Here is an 18,904-nt window from a genome sequence, read left to right as displayed (position 1 = left end):
GCGATTGGTGTAGTTTACTCACCCGCCGTTACGGGGCGTGTCGGGATTGTAACGGCCGAGGGCGTCGCGGAGGGCGGGTTCGACTTCGGGAAAGCGGAACGTGAATCCGGCGTCGGTCGCTGCCTTCGGGATCACCCGCTGGCCGCCGAGGATCGTGTCGGCGATGCGGCCGAGGGCGAGTCGGATCGCGAAGCCCGGCGCGGGCAGCCAGTGCGGCCGGCCGAGAACCTTACCGACTGTGCGGCCCAATTCGTCATTCGTCACCGGGTTCGGGGCCGTCGCGTTGACCGGCCCCGCCAGCTGCGAGTCGATGAGGAACAGCAGCAGTCGCGTCAGGTCGGCGTGGTGAATCCAACTCGTGTACTGCTTTCCCGAACCGATTCGGCCGCCCACGAAGAATCGGTACGGCCGCACGAGGTTCGGCAGTGCCCCGCCAGCGGCGTCGAGGACGATGCCGAGCCGCGGGTGGACGACGCGAACGCCGGCCTCTCGCGCGGGTTCTGCGGCCACTTCCCAATCGCGACAAACTTCGGCCATGAAGTCCGAGCCGGGCGGCGCGTATTCCGTCAGGACTTCGTCGCCGCGGTCGCCGTAGTAGCCGACGGCCGAACACGAGATGAACGTCTTCAACGGTCGCTTCGCTAATCGCTCGGCGATCAGCCGCGTGCTGTTGACGCGGCTGTCGCGAATCTTCTGCATGAACTCGTCGGTCCACCGCTTCGCGAAGATGTTCTCGCCGGCCAGATGCACGACCGTGTCGCACCCGGTGATCGCGTCGAGCCACGGCCCCGGCTCCGCCGGGTCGCCCACGACCACGCCCGGCCCCGGCTTCCGCGACACGGGCACGACTTCGTCGCCGCGTTCGCGCAACGCGGACACGAGTCGCTTCCCGACGAGGCCGGTCGCCCCGGTGACGAGGACGCGCATCTACTCCGCCCCCGGCTTGACCATCTTCTCCGGCCGCACGATCTGGTCGAACTTCTCCGCCGTCAGCCCGCCGCTGCCGTCCTTGAGCGCCGGGGCCAGCTTCACCGCCTCGTCGCGGAGCGTCGTGCCGTTCGCGTGGGCCGTCTTCGCGATCTTCGCCGCCGCGTCGTACCCGATGTGCCGATTCATCGCCGTCACCAGCATCAGCGAGTTGTTCAGGTGCGCCGCGATCTGCTTCGCATTCGGCTCGATCCCCTCGGCACAGTGTTCGTTGAACATGTGGCAGGCGTCCGTCAGCAAGCGGACGGAGTGCAGGAAGTTGTGGATGATGACCGGTTTGAACACGTTCAGCTCGAAGTTCCCCTGGCTCGCGGCGAACCCGATGGCCGCGTCGTTGCCCATCACCTGCACGCACACCATCGTCAGCGCCTCGCTCTGCGTCGGGTTCACCTTCCCCGGCATGATCGACGAGCCGGGTTCGTTCTCGGGAATCGTGATCTCCCCGAGGCCGCACCGCGGGCCGGACGCCAGCCACCGCACGTCGTTCGCCATCTTCATGAGCGCCGCGGCCAGCACCTTCAGCGACCCGCTCGCGGAAACGAGCGCCTCGTGCCCGCCGAGGGCGGCGAACTTGTTCGGGGCCGTCACGAACGGCAGCTCCGTCAGGTCGGCGATCTGCTTCGCCACTTTCACGGCGAACTCCGGGTGGGCGTTCAACCCCGTGCCGACGGCCGTGCCGCCGAGGGCGAGTTCGTACACGCCGGGCAGCGTCTGCTCGATGGCCTTTACCGCGAAGTCGATCTGCGCGACGTACCCGCTGAACTCCTGGCCGAGCGTCAGCGGCACGGCGTCCATCAGGTGCGTGCGGCCGATCTTCACCACGCCGGCGAACGCCTCCGCCTTCTTGTGCAGCGTGTCGCGCAGCTCCTTCACGCTCGGCAGCAGCCGGTGGACGACCTCCTCCGCGGCGGCGACGTGCATCGCCGTCGGGAACGTGTCGTTGGACGACTGCGACATGTTCACGTCGTCGTTCGGGTGGACCGGCTTCTTCGACCCCATCTCCCCGCCGGCTATTTCGATGGCCCGGTTGGAGATGACCTCGTTCACGTTCATGTTCGTCTGCGTGCCGCTGCCGGTCTGCCAGACGCGCAAGGGGAAGTGCCCGTCGAGCGTCCCGGCGATCACTTCGTCGGCCGCCTTCTCGACGAGCGCCAGCTTCTCCTTCGGCAGCAGGCCGAGGGCGGCGTTCGTCATCGCGGCGGCCTTCTTCAGAACGCCGAACGCCCGGATGACGGCCCGCGGCATCGTGTCGTCGCCGATGGCGAAGTGGATCAGCGACCGGGCCGTCTGCGCCCCGTAGTACCGGTCGGTCGGCACTTCGATCTTGCCCATCGTGTCGGTTTCGATTCGCGTCGCGGCCATGTGAAGAGGCTCCGGCGTTCGGGGAAAGTGCGATCATTGTAGAACGGAAGCCGGAAACGCCGCCCTGCCAGTCTGACAGGCCCCAACGCCACCGCCGCCACCGCCACGGGGTGGCCCCCGTGGCGGAATCGCCACCTGGGTTGACGCGACACCTATAATGTTAATTCGTACATATCTTTCACTTGGTCGGGTTCGGGGGAAAAACATCGACAATCGCCCGGCGATCCGCGAAACTGACCCGGTTCATTCCTTCGAGGAGATTCCGAATGCGTCGAGTGTTGTTGGCGGTCGCGGTGGCGGCCCTCGCCGTCGGCCGCGGGGTCGGGGCGGACCCGCCGGAGGTCGCGGACGCCCTGAAGGCGATCAAGGCCGTCGGCCGCGAGGGACAAGGGAACGAGGCGGCGGCCGCCGCGTGGAAGAAGCTCGTGGCGCAAGGGAACGCGGCCCTCATCCCGACCCTCACCGCGTTCGACGGGGCCAACCCCACGGCCGCGAACTGGCTGCGGTCGGCCGTCGATGCCATCGTTCAAGCGGACGAGAAGGCCGGGAAGAAACCGTCGGCCGACGAGTTGAAGGCGTTCCTTACCACAACGACGAATGATCCTTCCGCCCGACGGATCGCCTACGAACTGTTCGCGAAGCAGAAGAAGGACGAGGCGGCGAAGCTGATCGTCGGCATGGCGAACGACCCGAGCCTCGAACTCCGCCGGGACGCCATCGCGGCCCGCCTCGCGGACGCGAAGGACGACGCGGCGAAGCTGGCCGAACTGTTCCCGGCCGCCCGCGACAAGGACCAGGTCGAGGCCATCGCGAAGACGCTCAAGAAGTCCGAGGCGGAGGTCACGTCGCACTTCGGGTTCGTGACCGGCTGGCACGTCGTCGGCCCGTTCGACAGCACGAAGGGCGAAGGGTTCGCGAAAGTTTACCCGCCGGAACAGGGTGTCGATCTGAAGGCGACCTACGAGGGCAAGGGCGGCGCGAAGGTCGCGTGGAAGGCCGTCAGCGGCAAAGTGAAGGACAAAGACTACGGCATGGTGGACCTGAACGCGGAACTGACGAAGCACAAGGACGCGGCGTCCTACGCCTACGCCGTCATCGAGGTCGAGAAGGAGACGCCGGCGGAGCTGCGGGCCGGGTCGATCACGTCCGTCAAGTTCTTCCTCAACGGCAAGCCGGTGTTCGAGCGCGACGAGTACCACCACGGGCACGCCATGGACCAGCACGCGTGCAAGGTCACGCTCAAGGCCGGGAAGAACGAGATTCTGTTGAAGGTCTGCCAGAACAACCAGACGGAACAGTGGGCGCAGAACTGGGCGTTCCAGTTCCGCGTGTGCGACGCCACCGGCGGCGCGGTCCCGTTCAAGCTCGTCTCGCCGGAGGGGAAGTGATGTCGCGATTTCTGTTGTTGCTCGCGGTCCTCGGGTTCGCGGGTTCCGCCGCCGCCGGGGACTGGCCGCAGTTCCGCGGGCCGAACGGGACGTGCGTGACGGACGAGAAGGACCTGCCGGTGAAGTGGACCAAGACCGAGGGCCACCGGTGGAAGGCCGAGATTCCCGCCCGCGGCGTGTCCGGGCCGGTCGTCGTCGGCGGGAAGGTGTACGTCACCGCGTCGTCCGGCAAGAAGGACGACCGGCTGCACGTCCTCGCCTACGACTTCAAGACGGGCGAGAAGCTCTGGCACCGGCAGCTCGCGGCGACCGGCGGGACGAACTGCCACCCGATGACGTGCATGGCCGCCCCGACGCCGGTGGCGGACGAGGCCGGCGTGTACGCCCTGTTCGCGACCGGCGACCTGGCCGCGTTCGATTCCGACGGCACGCTGCGGTGGTACCGGTCGCTCGTCGGCGACTACCCGAGCATCACGAACCAGGTCGGCATGGCGTCGTCGCCCATCCTCGCGGACGGCAAGCTGATCGTGCCGATGGACAACGCCGGCGAGTCGTTCCTCGCGGCCGTGGACACGAAGACGGGCGTGAACCTGTGGAAGTCCGACCGCACCCGCGAGATCAACTGGGTGACGCCGGTGACGCGGTCGCTCGACGGCCGGACGCCGGAAATCCTGTTCCCCGGCCGCGACGGGCTGACCGCCTACGACGCGGCGACCGGCAAGAAGCTCTGGACGCACAAGGGGGTCGGCGGCGACATCCCGACGCCGACGGTCCTCGGCGGCGTGGTCTACACGCCGAGCCGCGGCCTCGTCGCGCTGACCATCGCGGACGGCAAGGCGACGGAGGTGTGGAAGTCCGCGAAGCTGTCCGGCGGCATGTCGTCGCCGGTGATTTACGACGGCGTCGTCTACGCCGCGTCCGGGGCGGGCGTGGTGAACGCGGCCGACGCGAAGACCGGCGAGTCGCTCTGGGCCGAGCGGTACGGGCAGAAGGACAAGGCGTCCGCGTCGCCGATCGCCGGCGACGGCAAGGTGTACGTGTTCGCCGAGAAGGGGCTGACGACCGTGTTCAAGGCCGGCCGCACGGCCGAGATTCTGGGCACGAACGACCTTGGCGAGGAGATTCTCGGCACGCCGGCTGTCAGCGGTGGAGCCATCGTGATCCGCACGGACAAGACGCTCTACTGCGTCGGAAAGTAGAGCGTTCCGGCCCGCGGTCCGCGCCGGCGCGGACCGCGGGCGATTTCCCCCGACACCGACAGGCGACCGCGCACTTCTTCCCCGTCACCCCTTCTCGGCCGCGTTGTTAGACCGATCCGTGCCGTCGGTATCCCCCAGTTCATAACTAAACCGATAGGCCCGCCCGCGCACCGGGGTTCGGGCGAAGGGGTTGTCCATGCTCGACGTTGCCGCCGCCCGCGAAATTGTCTTGAAGCACGCGAAGCGGCTGCCCCGCGACTTCACCGCCCTCATGTCGTCGTCGCTCGGCCAGGTCATCGCCGCCGACGTTGCTTCGGATGTCGATTCGCCGCCGTTCGACAAGTCGCTCATGGACGGGTACGCCGTCCGCGCCGCCGACGTGACGCCGAACGTCGAGTTGACGGTGATCGAGGAAATCCCGGCCGGGAAGCTGCCGACGAAAGCGGTCGGTCGCGGCGAGGCGGCCCGGCTGTTCACCGGCGCGCCGATCCCGGACGGGGCGGACGCGGTCGTCATGCGCGAGAAGACCGACTCGTCGTCCTTGACCACGGTTGTCGTCCGCGAGGTTCCGACCGTCGGCCAGTTCGTCCTACCGCGGGCGACGGAGATGAAGGCCGGCGACGTGGTCATCCCGGCCGGGACGGTGATGACGCCGGCGGCGTTCGGCCTCCTGGCGTCCGTCGGCCGCACGACGGTCGCCGCGTACCCGTTCCCGCGGGTGTCGATCATCGCGACCGGGGACGAGCTGGTCGAGCCGCTGAAGAAGCCGAAGCCGGGGCAGATCCGCAACAGCAACGGCCCGATGCTCGTCGCGCAGACGACCCGCGCCGGCGGGTTGCCGCGGTACATCGGCATCGCGACCGACCGCGCGGAGGTGCTGCGGTCGTTCGTCAACGAAGGGTTGATTACGTCGCACGTCGTCGTCCTGGCCGGCGGCGTGTCGGCCGGCGACTTCGACCTCGTGCCGAAGGTGCTCGCCGGCCTCGGCGTGACGGCCCACTTCCATCACGTGCGGATGAAGCCGGGGAAGCCGTTGCTGTTCGGCACGAAGGGGGACACGCTCGTGTTCGGGCTGCCGGGGAACCCGGTGAGTTCGTTCGTCGGGTTCGAGCTGTTCGTGAAGCCGGCCCTGCGGGTGCTGGGCGGCCACGTGGACCGCGGGCCGGGGGTTCAACGATTGGCCTTGAGCGAACCGTTCCGGGCGAACAACAATCGGCCGACGTACCACCCGGCGAGGCGGACGGCCGACGGCCGGGCGTGCGGACTGCCGTGGTTCGGCTCGCCGGACCTGCGGGCGCTGCTGGAGGCGGACTCGTTCCTGGTTTTGCCGCCGGGCGAGGTGAACTACGCGGCCGGGGATGCGGTTGACGTGTTGCCGTTCGCCACGACTGAATAAGGACTCCCCGTGACGCAGCCCCGTGTCTTCGCCCCCGCGATCCTGTCCGGCCTCCTGCTGTGGCTCGCGTTCTACCCGTTCAACCTCGGGTTCGTCGCCTATTTCGCGCTCGTGCCGTTCCTGACGCTCGTGCGGGCGGAAGGCGTCAGCCCGCGCCGCCGGTACTTCGCCGCCTTCCTCGGCGGGTATGCGTTCTTCCTGCCGGCGCTCCAGTGGATTCGCGTCGCGCACCCGGCCATGTACGCCGCGTGGGTCGGCCTCGCGCTCACGTCGGCCCTCTACTTCCCCATCGGCCTCGCACTGATTCGCCGGCTCGACCGGCTGTCGTGGCTGCCGCTGCCGTTCGCCGTCGCGGTCGTCTGGGTCGCGCTCGAGTACGTGCGGGCGCACTTCCCCACGGGGTTCCCGTTCCTCAAGCCGCTCGGGGCGCACCAGCTCATCGGGTTCGCGTGGTACTACCTCGGCCACACGCAGCACGACTACCCGCCGCTGATCCAGGTCGCCGACCTCGGCGGCGTCTGGCTCATCTCGTTCCTCGTCGCGTTCTTCAACGGGATGCTCGCCGAGTGGGCGTTCCGCGCCCCGGCCGTGCGACGGCTGTTGAAGTGGCCACCCGCGTACAAGCCGGGCTTCTACCGCGAGATGTGGTCGGCCACGTTCGCCTGCCTGTTCCTGCTGCTGACCTACGGGTACGGCGTGAGCCGGCTGAAGCACGAGGAGTTCGCGGTCGGGCCGCGGGTCACCGCGATCCAGGCGGACTTCTCCCAGGACGTGAAGATGAACGACGAGGAGTTGCTGTTCAAGGAGTACAACCGCCTCTGCGAAACCGCGGCGATCCGCCGGCCGGACCTGATCGTCTGGCCGGAGACGTGCTACCCGCTCGGCGTCACGGCCGTGGCGGACGGCGTGAAGGGGGAGCTGCCGGAGCGCGTCAAGGACGGGTTGAAGCTCAACGCCGACTTGGAGCGGCACGCCTTCACCCGGTGGCAAACGAACGTCCTCCTCGGGACCGGCCTCGACGAGTGGGACGGCGAGCGGACGTGGCGGTACAACTCGGCCGTCCTGCTCGCCCCGGACGGCGCGACGAGCGGCCGGTACGACAAGATGCACCTCGTCCCGTTCGGCGAGTACGTGCCGCTGAAGGGCCTGTTCCCGTGGTTGCAGAACTTCACCCCGTACCGGCACGACTACTCGTGCAAGCCGGGGGAGAGGCGGACGCGGTTCGCGTTCATGTCCGGGGACGTGCAGTACACGTTCGGCGTGCTCATCTGCTACGAGGACAGCGAGCCGTACCTCGCCCGGCAGTACAACCTGAAGGACGGCGACGACCGGCCGGTGGACTTCCTGGTGAACATCTCGAACGACGGCTGGTTCCGCGGGTCCGAGGAGCACGAGCAGCACCTGGCGGTGTGCAAGTTCCGCGCGGTCGAGGCCCGGCGGCCGGTCGTGCGGGCGGTGAACATGGGCGTCTCGGCGATCATCAACTCGGACGGCGTCGTCCAGGCGCTGCCGCACGACACGGTGAAGAAGAGCATCCACCACGTCGGCCCGGTGACGGACAAGCTGCGGCTCGACAAGCGGGAGAGCCTGTACGCGAGAGTCGGGGACTGGCCGCCGGCCGCGTGCTGGGGGCTGATCGCGGTCGGGTGGCTGCTCACGCGGCGGAAGCCGTGACGCCCCGCCCGCGCCGGTGGCGGCGGGTTCGCCGGCTGTTCCTGTTTCTCGCCGCCGTCTGGCTCGGTACGGTCGTCGTCATGAAGTGGCTCGAAAACCGCCTCGTCTACCCCGGCAACACGGCCGCCGAGTCGTGGGTGCCATGCCCCGTCGCCGACTGCGAGGACGTGTGGACCGCCACCCCGGACGGGACGAAAATCCACGGCTGGTATTTCCCCTCGACGCCCGGCGCGGATGTCGTCCTCTTCGCCCACGGCAACGGCGGGAACCTCTCGCACCGCTCCCGGACGGCCATCGAGCTGCGGAAGGTTCTCGGCGCGGCCGTGCTCCTGTTCGACTACCCCGGCTACGGCAAGAGCGCGGGAAGCCCGTCCGAGGCCGGGTGCTACGCCGCGGGCGACGCGATGATCGCGTGGCTCGCGAACGAGAAGCACGTCCCGAAGGCAAAGCTGATCCTGTTCGGCGAGTCCCTGGGCGGCGGGGTCGCGACGGAGCTGGCCGTCCGGCACGAGCACAAGGCGCTCGTGCTGACGAAGACGTTCACGTCGCTGCCGGCGGCGGCGAAGTCGCTGTTCCCGTTCCTGCCGACGCACACGCTGATGTCTAATCGGTTCGACAGCCTCGCGAAGCTGCCGCGGGTGCGGACGCCGGTGTTCGTCGCGCACGGCACGGCGGACCGCACCGTCCCGTTCGAGTTGGGCGAGGCGCTGTTCGCGGTCGCGAACGAGCCGAAGGCGTTTCACCGGATGGAGGGGCAGGAGCACAACGCCTGGTTCACGTCCGATTTCTACGCGGCGCTGAAGGCGTTCCTGGAGAAACACGCGCCATAGTAGTAGGCACACTCCGTGTGCCGTCTGCTGTCCGCCGCCGCGACTCGGGCGAACTCTCCGGGCGCATGGACGAGACGGCACACGGAGTGTGCCTACTACTATGATCGGTCGCAGCGGCTCGGACGAACGCCCCGCGGCAGGAAGGGGACGGCACACGGAGTGTGCCTACTACTATTTCCCTCGCTTTTTCCCCGCCGCTCGGCTACATTTCAATTCCCTCCACGTCCGCCGGAAAGGCCCGCGATGCCTTCTCACGCCGCCGCCGCCCGCGCCAACCCGTTGCTGCCGCCGACCGCCGACCTGCTCCGCGTCGGCTCCCGCCGGTGGTTCCTCCAGACCGGCCTCGCCGGGTTCGCCGGGCTGACCCTCGCCGACACGCTCCGCGCCACCAGCCCGACGAAGGCCCGCGACCCGAAGGCCGTCATTCTGTTCTGGCTGTCCGGCGGGCCGAGTCAGATCGACACCTGGGACCCGAAGCCGGACGCGCCCGCCGAAATCCGCGGGCCGTACAAGCCGATCGCCACCAGCGTGCCGGGGATTCAGTTCTGCGAACACCTACCGCGGCAGGCTCGGCTCGCCCACAAGCTCAGCGTGCTGCGGGCCGTCGATTGCTCCGCGAGTAACCACACGCCGATCACGATGCAGGCCGGGAGCGCCCTCGCCCGGCGGACGGAGGACGGCAAGGACGGCGGCGGCTACCCGGCGATGGGGTCGGTCGCGGCGAAGTTCCGCGGGTCGAACGTCGCCGGAATGCCAGCGTTCCTCGGCCTCGCGGACTCCTGGAAGGCCGACGTGTACGGGGCCGGGCACATGGGGGCCGCGTTCGAGCCGGTCAAGGGGAACGAACTCCCCGGCCGCCTCGCGCTGCCGAAGGGGTTGCAGCTCGACCAGCTGCACGACCGCGCCGCGCTGCGCCAGCACTTCGACACGGTGCGGCGGGAACTCGACACCCAGGCCCAGTTCCAACAGGTGGACCGGTACACGGCGATGGCCCAGGAGATGGTCCTGTCGTCCGCCGTGCGGGAGGCGTTCGACCTGTCGCGGGAGTCGGAGAAGGTCCGCGACACCTACGGCCGCGTCAGCGTCGGCGAGAAGGCGCTGCTCGCCCGCCGGCTGGTGGAGGCCGGGACGACGTTCGTGCTGGTCAGCGGCCGGTGGGGGTACTTCGACCACCACGGCGACAACGTCCCGCCGTGGGGCGGCATCCAGAAGGGGCTGACGCCGATCCTGCCGACCATCGACCGGGCGCTGGCGGCGCTGATCGAGGATTTGGACAGCCGCGGCCTCTTGGACTCGACGTTGATCCTGATGATGGGCGAGTTCGGCCGGTCGCCGGTGATGACGAAGGACGCCGGCCGCGAGCACTGGACGGCCGTAATGTCGATGCTGATGGCCGGCGGCAAGGGCAAGCACGGGCAGGCGGTCGGCAGCACCGACCACCGCGGGGGCGAGATCAAGTCCCGCAAGGTGACGCCTTCCGACCTCGCGGCGACGGTGTTCCAGCACCTCGACATCCCGCTGGACGCGACGTGGACGGACCCGACCGGCCGGCCGATGCCGGTCGTGACGGAAGGCGGCGAGCCGATCAAGGAAGTGCTGTAACGGTTTTCACCCCGAAGGGGTGAGAGTTCATAGCCCAGGGCAACGCCCTGGGCGCGGGCGTCCGGCGTGTCCGCGACCGCCCAGGCGCGCCCAGGGCGTTGCCCTGGGCTATGAACTCCCAGGCTTTCAGCCTGAAAACCAGCTCCTTCCCAGTCCCCCTTGCCCAATCCCCACCGCCGCCGCTACACTCCGCGGCCATGCGGCCGACCCTCCAGAACCTCCAGGCCCTCCGCGGAATCGCCTGCCTGCTCGTGGTCTGCTACCACGTCGGGTCGTGGGAGGGCTACGTCTGGTCGAAGTGGCGGCCGTTCCACGCCTTCCGCTGGTTCGGGTACGCCGGCGTCGATGTCTTCTTCGTCCTGTCCGGGTTCATCATCACCTGGGCGCACCTCGACCACCTCGGCCGCGCCAAGAAGCTGCCCCGCTACCTCGCCCGCCGGCTGTGGCGCATATACCCCGTGCTGTGGGTGTCGAGCGTCCTCGGGGCCGCGCTGCTCGGCCTGTTCGCCGGGGGCGACGTGTTCGCGGCGGGGTGGGTGGCGAACTGGGTCGAGTGGCTCCTGCTCGTGCCGCGGCACGAGCCGTCGAAGTTCAACCCCGGCACGTGGAGCCTCTACTACGAGATGATGTTCTACCTCGCGTTCGGCCTGCTGTTCCTCGTGCCGAAGCGATGGGCCGCGGTGCTGGGAATCGCGTGGGCCGTCGGCATCGTCGCGGCGAAGTTCGCGAACGTCTCGCCGGCCGCGTTCTGGATGTACCTGCCGATCAGCCCGTTCGTGCTGGAGTTCCTGGCCGGAACGCTCGTGGCCGCCGTCGTCACCCGCGGGTTCGTCCGTTGGTCGCGGGCGGCGCTCGCGGTCGCCCTCATCTGGCTCGGAGTGTTCGTGACCCTGTTGCACGGCCCGACGCCGGACGACCTCGGCGGCCGGTTCTGGGCGCGGGTCGTCGCGTTCGGGCCGCCGTGCGCGCTGATCGTGTACGCCGTCGTCGCTGGGGAGATCACCGGCCGCGTCCGGCTGCCGCGCCGCCTCCAGGCGGTCGGGGATGCGTCGTACTCGATTTATCTCATGCACCTGCCGGTCGGGATCACGATCATGGTCGTCACGATCGGGATGAACACGAACCTGCCGACGCACCTCCTGTGGGTCGCGCTTCTCCTGAGCGGCTGCCTGGGGTCCGGATGGCTGCTGCACGTCCTGGTCGAGCGGCCGCTGTTGAACCGCGCGAAGGCGAAACCCCCAGCCCCGGGCGCGGCGAAAGAAACGGCCGTCGGTCTGCCTTTGCCTTTCTCCCCGCGCTGACGTTCGGCTAGAATCTCACCACCTCTTCGATCCCATCCGGTGGTGTCCGACATGCGCCGACTGTTGTTGCTGGTCCCGTTCTTGTTGCTGCCCGCGTTCGCCGCCGAACCGAAGAAGCCAGCCGAGATCGACTACGCGAAGGAACTCCCCCGCATCCCGCCGACGGAGCCGGCCGACGCGCTCAAGAAATTCGTCATGAAGCCCGGCTACAAGGTCGAACTCGTCGCGAGTGAGCCGCAGATCGCCAGCCCGGTCGCGGCGGCGTGGGACGAGAACTCGCGGCTGTACGTCGTCGAGATGCGCGGCTACTCGGAGAACCGCGACGAGAAGCTCTCCCGCGTGAAGCTGCTCGACAGTACGAAGGGGGACGGGGTCTACGACAAGGCGATCGTTTTCGCGGACGGGTTGCTCTGGCCGACGGCCGTGGCGTGCTGGGACGGCGGCGTGTTCGTCGGCGACGCGCCGCACATCTACTACCTGAAGGACACCGACGGCGACGGTAAGGCGGACGTGAAGAAGATCGTCTACACCGGGTTCGGCACGCACAACGTCCAGGGGCTGTTGAACACGTTCCTCTGGACGCTCGACAACCGCATCCACGGGTCGGCGAGCAGTTGCGGCGGCACGATCTCGCGGCCGGACGACAAGAACTTCAAGCCGGTGAACGTGAACGGCCGGGACTTCGACTTCGACCCGCGGACGCTCGACCTGCGGCCGACGAGCGGCGGGGCGCAGCACGGCATGACGTTCGACGACTGGGGGCACAAGTTCGTCTCGTCCAACAGCGACCACATCCAGCAGGTGATGTACGAGGACCGGTACATCGCCCGGAACCCGTACCTGATCGCCCCGCCGCCGCGGGTGAGCATCGCCACCGACGGCCCGCAGGCGGAGGTCTTCCCGGCCGCGCCGGTCGAGCCGTGGCGGGCGGTCCGCACCCGGCTGCGCGTGCAGGGCATCACGCCCGGCATCGTCGAGGGCGGCGGCCGCTCCACCGGGTACTTCACCGGCGCGACCGGGGTGACGATTTACCGCGGCGACGCGGCCCCCGACCTGAAGGGGCAGGCGTTCATCGGCGATGCGTGCAGCAGCCTCGTCCACCGCAAGAAGCTGACGCTGCCGGAGGGGAGCGTGCAGTACCGGGCCGACCGGATCGACAAGGACTCGGAGTTCCTGGCGTCGAAGGACAACTGGTTCCGGCCGGTGCAGTTCGCGAACGGCCCGGACGGCTGCCTGACGGTGATCGACATGTACCGGGAAACGATCGAGCACCCGGCGAGCCTGCCGCCGGTCATCAAGAAGCACCTCGACCTGACGAGCGGCCGCGACCGCGGCCGGCTGTGGCGCGTCGTGCCGGAAGGCCACACGCCGCGGACGCTGCCGAAGTTGGGCGCGATGACGACGGCACAACTCGTGGATCTGCTCGACCACCCGAATGCGTGGCACCGCGAGACGGCGAGCCGTCTCTTGTACGAGCGGCAGGACAAGGCGGCGGTTCCGGCACTCGTGAACATGCATGAATCTGTGTTCGCATATTCGGAGTACGGCCACGTTCACGCGTTGTATGCGCTGCATGGGATCACCGCACTCAAGGCGGAGCAAGTGCGGGTGGCGATGAGTTCAAAATATCCTGTCGTCCGCGAACATGCTTTTCGCTTAACTTCAACTTATCCGGACGCAATTCCCAACGCGATAGTTCTCGACGAGATCTGGCAAGAGGTTGAGAAAGCGAAGGACGCCCAAGTTCGGTATCAGTTTCTCTTCACCTTCGGGGATCACTTATTATGGTCACCCCCACTCTTTCACCTATCCTTTGAATTGAAGGACACTTGGTCAAAAACCGCTTTCCTCAGCTCCTTGACGGGAAAACGGGGCACGTCAACCCCCGGGCAAGTGCTGTCAGCGATAAGCAACATGGTGCGGACCAAGCCTAATGGTGACCACCAAGTTCTCGCCGACCTCGCCACAATGATTTCGCGGCGCGACGATGAGAATGACGTCTGGTATCTCACGTCCACGTTAAAGGCTCTGAAACAAGAGGGTAAGTCCGACGCCTTGCTCTTGAGACTGGTGAAAGCTGTCAACGCCGGCGGTGGCAAGAAAGCACGCGAAGGTGTTTCAAAAGTCATTGATGAAGGACTGACCGGACGACTCCTGAAGGCTTCATCGGTCACCGCGTCCGACGAAAAGGCACGGTTGCCTGTCCGCGTCGAAGCGGTCCAATCCCTGTCCCTCGGCAAGCTGGCCGACGTGCGCGACACGCTCGTGAAGCTGCTCGACCTGCGGCAGCCCGGCGAGGTGCAACTCGCGGCCCTCGGCGTGCTCGACCGATTCAACGACCCGGCCCTGCCGGAGACGCTGCTCAAAAACTGGCAGACCCTCTCGCCGCGGCTGCGGGCGGCGGCCGGCGAGACGCTCCTCGCCAAGCCGGACCGCGTGACGGCACTCCTGGACGCGATCGAGAAGAAGATGTTCGCCCCGCAGAACCTCGACGCCACGCAGATCAAGCGGCTCACGGCCCACAAGGACGCGGCGATTCAGAAGCGGGCCGCGGCGCTGCTCGCGGCGTTCAAGCCGGCCCGCCGGACGGACGTGGTCGAGAAGTACCGCCCGGCCCTCGACCGGAAGGGCGACGCGGCGAAGGGGAAGGCCGTGTTCGCGAAGACGTGCGCCGCGTGCCACAAGCTCGAAGGCGTCGGCCAGGAACTCGGCCCGAACCTGTCGGCCATGAAGAACCGCGGCGTGGACGCGATCCTGTCGAACGTCCTCGACCCGAACGCCGAGGTGAACCCGCAGTACCTGAACTACACGTGCAACCTCGACGACGGCCGCACCGTCGCCGGCATGATCCAGGCGGAGACGGCCACGAGCGTCACGTTCGTCCGCGGCGAGGGGCTGAAGGACACCGTCGCCCGGTCGAACATCGAGTCGATGAAGAGCACCGGCCTCTCGCTCATGCCGGAGGGGCTGGAGAAGGACGTTAGCGTCGAAGCGATGGCCGACCTCATCGCGTACATCATGCAAGTGCCATAAGGCGAACGGCACGGCGTAAGCGTGCCGGTACTGCGCACGCACACCACCGGCACGCTTACGCCGTGCCGTTCGCCAATTCACACGGGAGACGATCATGTTCACTCGTCGTCGGTTCCTCGGGGCGGCCGTCGCGCTGCCGGCGTTCTCGTATGCCCGCATCCATGGGGCGAACGACAAGCTCAACGTCGCCGGGATCGGCGTCGGCGGCCGCGGGGCGGCCAACCTCAACGGGATCAAGGGCGAGAACGTCGTCGCCGTGTGCGACGTGGACGCGACCGCGATGGACGCGGCGGCCGTGCGGCACAACCTGCACGCCCGCCGGGTGAACGACTTCCGCAAGCTGTTCGACCACGCGAAGGAGTTCGACGCCGTCGTCGTCAGCACCTGCGAGCACACGCACGCCCTCGCCACGCTGACGGCGCTGAAGCTCGGCAAGCACGTCTACTGCGAGAAGCCGCTGACGCACAACGTCCACGAGGCGCGGGTCATCCGCGAGGCGGCAGCCAAGGCGAAGGTCGCCACGCAAATGGGCACGCAAATGCACGCCAGCGACAACTACCGCCGGGTCGTCGAATTGGTCCGGGCGAACGCGGTCGGCGGCGTGACGGAGGTTCACGTCTGGGTGTCGCGGGCGTGGGGGCTTCAATCCGTCGAGGAGGCGCGGAAGTTCGAGAACCACCCGGCGTTCAAGGCCGAGATGGTCGGCCTGACCGAGCGGCCGAAGGAGGCGGTGAAGCCGCCCGCGACGCTGGACTGGGACCTGTGGGTCGGCCCGGCCCCGATGCGGCCGTTCCACCCGGTCTACGTGCCGGGGCCGAAGTGGTACCGGTGGTGGGACTTCGGCAACGGCACCACGTCCGACCTCGGCAGCCATTGGAACGACCTGCCGTTCTGGGCGCTGAACCTGAAGGCCCCGCTTACGATCGAGGCGGCCGGCCCGCCGCCGCACGCGGAGATCGCCCCGGCGTCGATGTCCGCGACGTACACCTACGGCCCGCGGGACGGGATGCCCGGCCTGACGCTGACGTGGCACCAGGGCACGGCGAAGCCGGCGGCCTGGGCCCAGAAGAAGATCCCGCAGTGGGACAACGGCGTGCTGTTCGTCGGCGACAAGGGAATGCTGCTGGCCGACTACGGCAAGCACATGCTGTTGCCGAAGAAGTTGTACCAGGACTTCAAGCCGCCGGAGCCGACGATCGCGAAGTCGATGGGGCACCACCTGGAGTGGATCCACGCCTGCAAGACCGGGGCGGCGACGACGTGCAACTTCGAGTACGCGGGCTGGCTCACGGAGGCGAACCACCTCGGCAACGTCGCGTACCGCGCCGGGAAGAAGCTGGAGTGGGACGCGGCCGCGATGAAGGCGACGAACTGCCCGGCCGCGGACCAGTTCTTGAAGCGGGAGTACCGCAAGGGGTGGTCGTTGGCGTGATGTAGAACGGGTCAAGGCTTTGCGCCGACCCGCCATCGCCGCGTATGCCCCGGCGGGTCGGCGCAAAGCCTTGACCCGCCCTACAAGACCGGCACTGGACTTGCACATGTATTTGTTTGTCGGGAAGTGTGGAACCTGACTCGCCGACCCGTCCGCCCTTCGGGGCGGGCGGGTTCGTTTTTGCCGGATCGGGGCTTCCCGTTGCGGAATCCTCACCCGTCCGGTACGGTGTAGCCGATACGTTCGGTAAACTCTGCCGCGAACTTGAAGGTAACGGCGCAAGTTGCCCGGCCGACCACGTTCGCCGGTGTCCGCACCCCGCCTGAAAATCACCCCGTTGAGGGTACGCCATGAGAACCCGCCTTCCCCGCCTGATACTCGCCGGCCTCGCCAGCCTCGGCCTCGCCACCTCGTTCCCGACCGTCGCCCCGGCCGCCGAGCCGGACGTGGAAGTCCTCGCCCGCGGCCCGGTCCACGAGGCGTTCGCCGCCACGCTCGAAGTCCAAAAGGACGCCGTGCTCGTCCGCCAAGCGCCGCCGGACGCCATCGAGGAGCTGCCGCCCGACCAGAAGCCGGAGGGGGACAACGTCCAGTGGGTTCCCGGCTACTGGCACTGGGACGAGGAGCGGGAAGACTTCATCTGGATCAGCGGGTTCTGGAGGGTTCCCCCGCCCGGCCGCGTCTGGGTTCCCGGTAGCTGGCGCGAAGTCCGCAACGGATTCCAGTGGGTCCACGGGTTCTGGCAGGAATCGACGCCGGAGATCACCCGCGCGGACGTGGAGTACCTGACGCAACCGCCGGCCCCGCTCGACCTGGCCCCGTCGATCCCCGCGCCGAGCGAGACGCACATCCACGTCCCCGGCTGCTGGGTGTGGCGGAGCCACCGGTACGTGTGGCGGCCCGGCTTCTGGGTCGATCACCGGCCGGGCTGGGTCTGGGTCCCGGCGCACTACCGCTGGACGCCGGCCGGCCACATCTTCATCGACGGGTACTGGGACATGCCGCTCGCCGAACGGGGCGTCCTGTTCGCGCCGGTGTACGTGCCGCGGGCCGTGTACGCCCGGCCGTCGTACTTCTACACGCCGACGATCGTGGTGAGCGAGCCGGCGCTGTACACGTCGCTGTTCGTCCGCCGCGGGTGGGGCTGCTACTACTTCGGCGACTACTTCGAGAACCGGTACGTCAACCGCGGGTTCTCCGCGTGGGCGGTCGGCATCGGCGGCAGCGGGTTCGGCGTGTCCGTGAGCGTCGGCCGGTCCGTCGGGTACGACCCACTGTGGGACTACTACCGGGTCGCGAACCGCAACGACCGGTTCTGGGCGGCGAACATCAACAACACCTACGTCGGCCGGTTCAACGGGACGGTCGCCCGGCCGCCGCGGACGCTGGTGCAGCAGAACGTGATCGTCAACAACGTCACCAACAACGTGACCAACGTGACGAACAACAACACCGTCATCGTGAACAACAACAACACGGTGAACAACAACCAGATGATGCTGACCTCGCTGACCAACGTGGCGGCGACGAACAAGGCGATCGCGCTGAAGCCGATCCAGCAGGAGCAGCGGGTGCGGGAGCAGCAGTTCGCGAAGGAACTGCGGCAGGTGTCCGCCCAGCGGAAGCAGTTGGAGACGAGCCTCGTGGACCGCGGGCAGGTCCCGGTGAAGGGGAACGACGCCCCGAAGGCCGTGAAGCTGGACGTGCCGAAGGCGGCGGTCGTGCGGGCGCAAGTGGCCGCCCCGACGGCGAAGGCCAACCCGGTTCCGCCGCCGGCGAGCACGCTGATCGGCAAGCCGAACGCGGCGAACAACAACGCGGCTCTAAAGCCCGCGCCGAAGCCGGCCCCGCTAACGCCGACGCCCCCGACGGCGGGGCAGAAACCGGAACCGACGAAGCCGAACACGCCGGCCCCGATGCCGACGAAGCCGACGACGCCGACGACGCCTGCCCCGTCGCCGGACCCGAAGCCGCTGCCGCCGTCGCCGAAGCCGAACACCCCGGCCCCGACGCCCAAGCCGGAGCCGAAGCCGCTTCCGCCGACGACCCCGCCCGCGACGAAGCCGGTAAACCCGACGCCGCCGGTACCGACGCCCGCGCCGCGGCCGTTGAACCCGGCCCCGCAACCGCCGGCCCCGAAGCCGACCGCGCCGGCCAACCCGACCCCGCCGGCCGCGAAACCGATGACCACGCCGCCGGCCGCGAAGCCGACGACTCCCGCCCCGAACCCGAAGCCGCCGACGAACCCGAAGGGGTTCGACGCGCCGGCCCCGCAAACCACGCGGTCGCTCCCGCCGCCCCCGGCCCCGCAGCGGATCGACCCGCGGCCGGCCCCGGCCCCGGTGTCGCGGCCGGCCCCGCCGCCGACGAGCTTCAAGCCGTCCAGCCCGCCGCCGAGTTTCAAACCCTCGGCCCCGCCGCCGAGCAGTTTCAAGCCGTCGGCCCCGCCGGCCCCGGTGTCGAAGCCGTCGGCCCCACCGCCGCCGAGCAGCAAGCCGTCGTCGCCCCCGCCGAGCAGCAAACCGAGTGAGAAGAGTGAAAAGCCCGGCAAGGGGAAGAAGGGCTGATCGAAGCTGAAACGCGAACCGCCCCGGAGTGATCCGGGGCGGTTTAGTTTTGTGGAACCCGGAGCGGGGGGGGCGGGGGGGGTGGGGCGCCCGCCACCCCCCCCCGGCCCCGCGCCGGGGCACCCGGCCCGGC

General features: G+C 68.5%; 12 protein-coding genes. 10 read left to right on the top strand and 2 right to left on the bottom strand.

Annotated features, from left to right (window positions below; translation table 11 throughout):
• Positions 1 to 18: 18 nt before the first annotated feature.
• Both AC5JJ2_RS09370 and fumC read right to left on the bottom strand, forming a co-directional pair.
• Positions 19 to 927 (bottom strand): TIGR01777 family oxidoreductase, encoded by a 909-nt coding sequence (locus AC5JJ2_RS09370; RefSeq protein ID WP_495857715.1) that lies wholly within the window; start codon positions 925 to 927, stop codon positions 19 to 21.
• The gene (gene fumC / locus AC5JJ2_RS09365; protein ID WP_495857714.1) at positions 928 to 2,349 is read right to left on the bottom strand and encodes a class II fumarate hydratase; all 1,422 of its coding nucleotides are present in this window, start codon (positions 2,347 to 2,349) and stop codon (positions 928 to 930) included.
• Positions 2,350 to 2,615: 266 nt separating this feature from the next.
• Here fumC and AC5JJ2_RS09360 point away from each other — a divergent pair, with 266 nt between their 5' ends.
• From AC5JJ2_RS09360 to AC5JJ2_RS09315, 10 genes are all read left to right on the top strand, one after another.
• Entirely contained in the window at positions 2,616 to 3,737 is a 1,122-nt protein-coding gene (locus tag AC5JJ2_RS09360; protein WP_495857713.1) for a HEAT repeat domain-containing protein, read from the top strand.
• Positions 3,737 to 4,936: an outer membrane protein assembly factor BamB family protein gene (locus AC5JJ2_RS09355; protein WP_495857712.1), complete on the top strand. Its 1,200-nt coding sequence runs from the start codon at positions 3,737 to 3,739 to the stop codon at positions 4,934 to 4,936. The genes AC5JJ2_RS09360 and AC5JJ2_RS09355 overlap by 1 nt, the downstream gene beginning before the upstream one ends.
• Positions 4,937 to 5,132: 196 nt before the next feature.
• The gene (locus AC5JJ2_RS09350) at positions 5,133 to 6,332 is read left to right on the top strand and encodes a molybdopterin molybdotransferase MoeA (protein ID WP_495857711.1); all 1,200 of its coding nucleotides are present in this window, start codon (positions 5,133 to 5,135) and stop codon (positions 6,330 to 6,332) included.
• A gap of 9 nt (positions 6,333 to 6,341) precedes the next feature.
• Complete coding sequence (gene lnt / locus AC5JJ2_RS09345) at positions 6,342 to 8,006, top strand: apolipoprotein N-acyltransferase (protein ID WP_495857710.1); 1,665 nt, start codon at positions 6,342 to 6,344, stop codon at positions 8,004 to 8,006.
• The gene (locus AC5JJ2_RS09340) at positions 8,003 to 8,836 is read left to right on the top strand and encodes an alpha/beta hydrolase (protein WP_495857709.1); all 834 of its coding nucleotides are present in this window, start codon (positions 8,003 to 8,005) and stop codon (positions 8,834 to 8,836) included. Before lnt ends, AC5JJ2_RS09340 begins: the two co-directional genes overlap by 4 nt.
• Before the next feature lie 243 nt (positions 8,837 to 9,079).
• Positions 9,080 to 10,438: a DUF1501 domain-containing protein gene (locus AC5JJ2_RS09335; protein ID WP_495857708.1), complete on the top strand. Its 1,359-nt coding sequence runs from the start codon at positions 9,080 to 9,082 to the stop codon at positions 10,436 to 10,438.
• Between the two features lie 197 nt (positions 10,439 to 10,635).
• A complete protein-coding gene (locus tag AC5JJ2_RS09330) occupies positions 10,636 to 11,739 on the top strand; it encodes an acyltransferase family protein (protein ID WP_495857707.1) in 1,104 nt (367 codons plus the stop codon).
• 51 nt (positions 11,740 to 11,790) lie between these two features.
• Positions 11,791 to 14,772 (top strand): PVC-type heme-binding CxxCH protein, encoded by a 2,982-nt coding sequence (locus AC5JJ2_RS09325; protein ID WP_495857706.1) that lies wholly within the window; start codon positions 11,791 to 11,793, stop codon positions 14,770 to 14,772.
• A 94-nt stretch (positions 14,773 to 14,866) separates the two neighbouring features.
• Positions 14,867 to 16,204 (top strand): Gfo/Idh/MocA family protein, encoded by a 1,338-nt coding sequence (locus AC5JJ2_RS09320; RefSeq protein WP_495857705.1) that lies wholly within the window; start codon positions 14,867 to 14,869, stop codon positions 16,202 to 16,204.
• A gap of 350 nt (positions 16,205 to 16,554) precedes the next feature.
• Positions 16,555 to 18,771 (top strand): hypothetical protein, encoded by a 2,217-nt coding sequence (locus AC5JJ2_RS09315; protein ID WP_495857704.1) that lies wholly within the window; start codon positions 16,555 to 16,557, stop codon positions 18,769 to 18,771.
• Positions 18,772 to 18,904: the final 133 nt, after the last annotated feature.

The organism is Limnoglobus sp., from assembly GCF_059499385.1.
The sequence above is the reverse complement of the archived record's forward strand: the minus strand, read 5'-3'. Positions and strand labels throughout refer to the sequence as shown.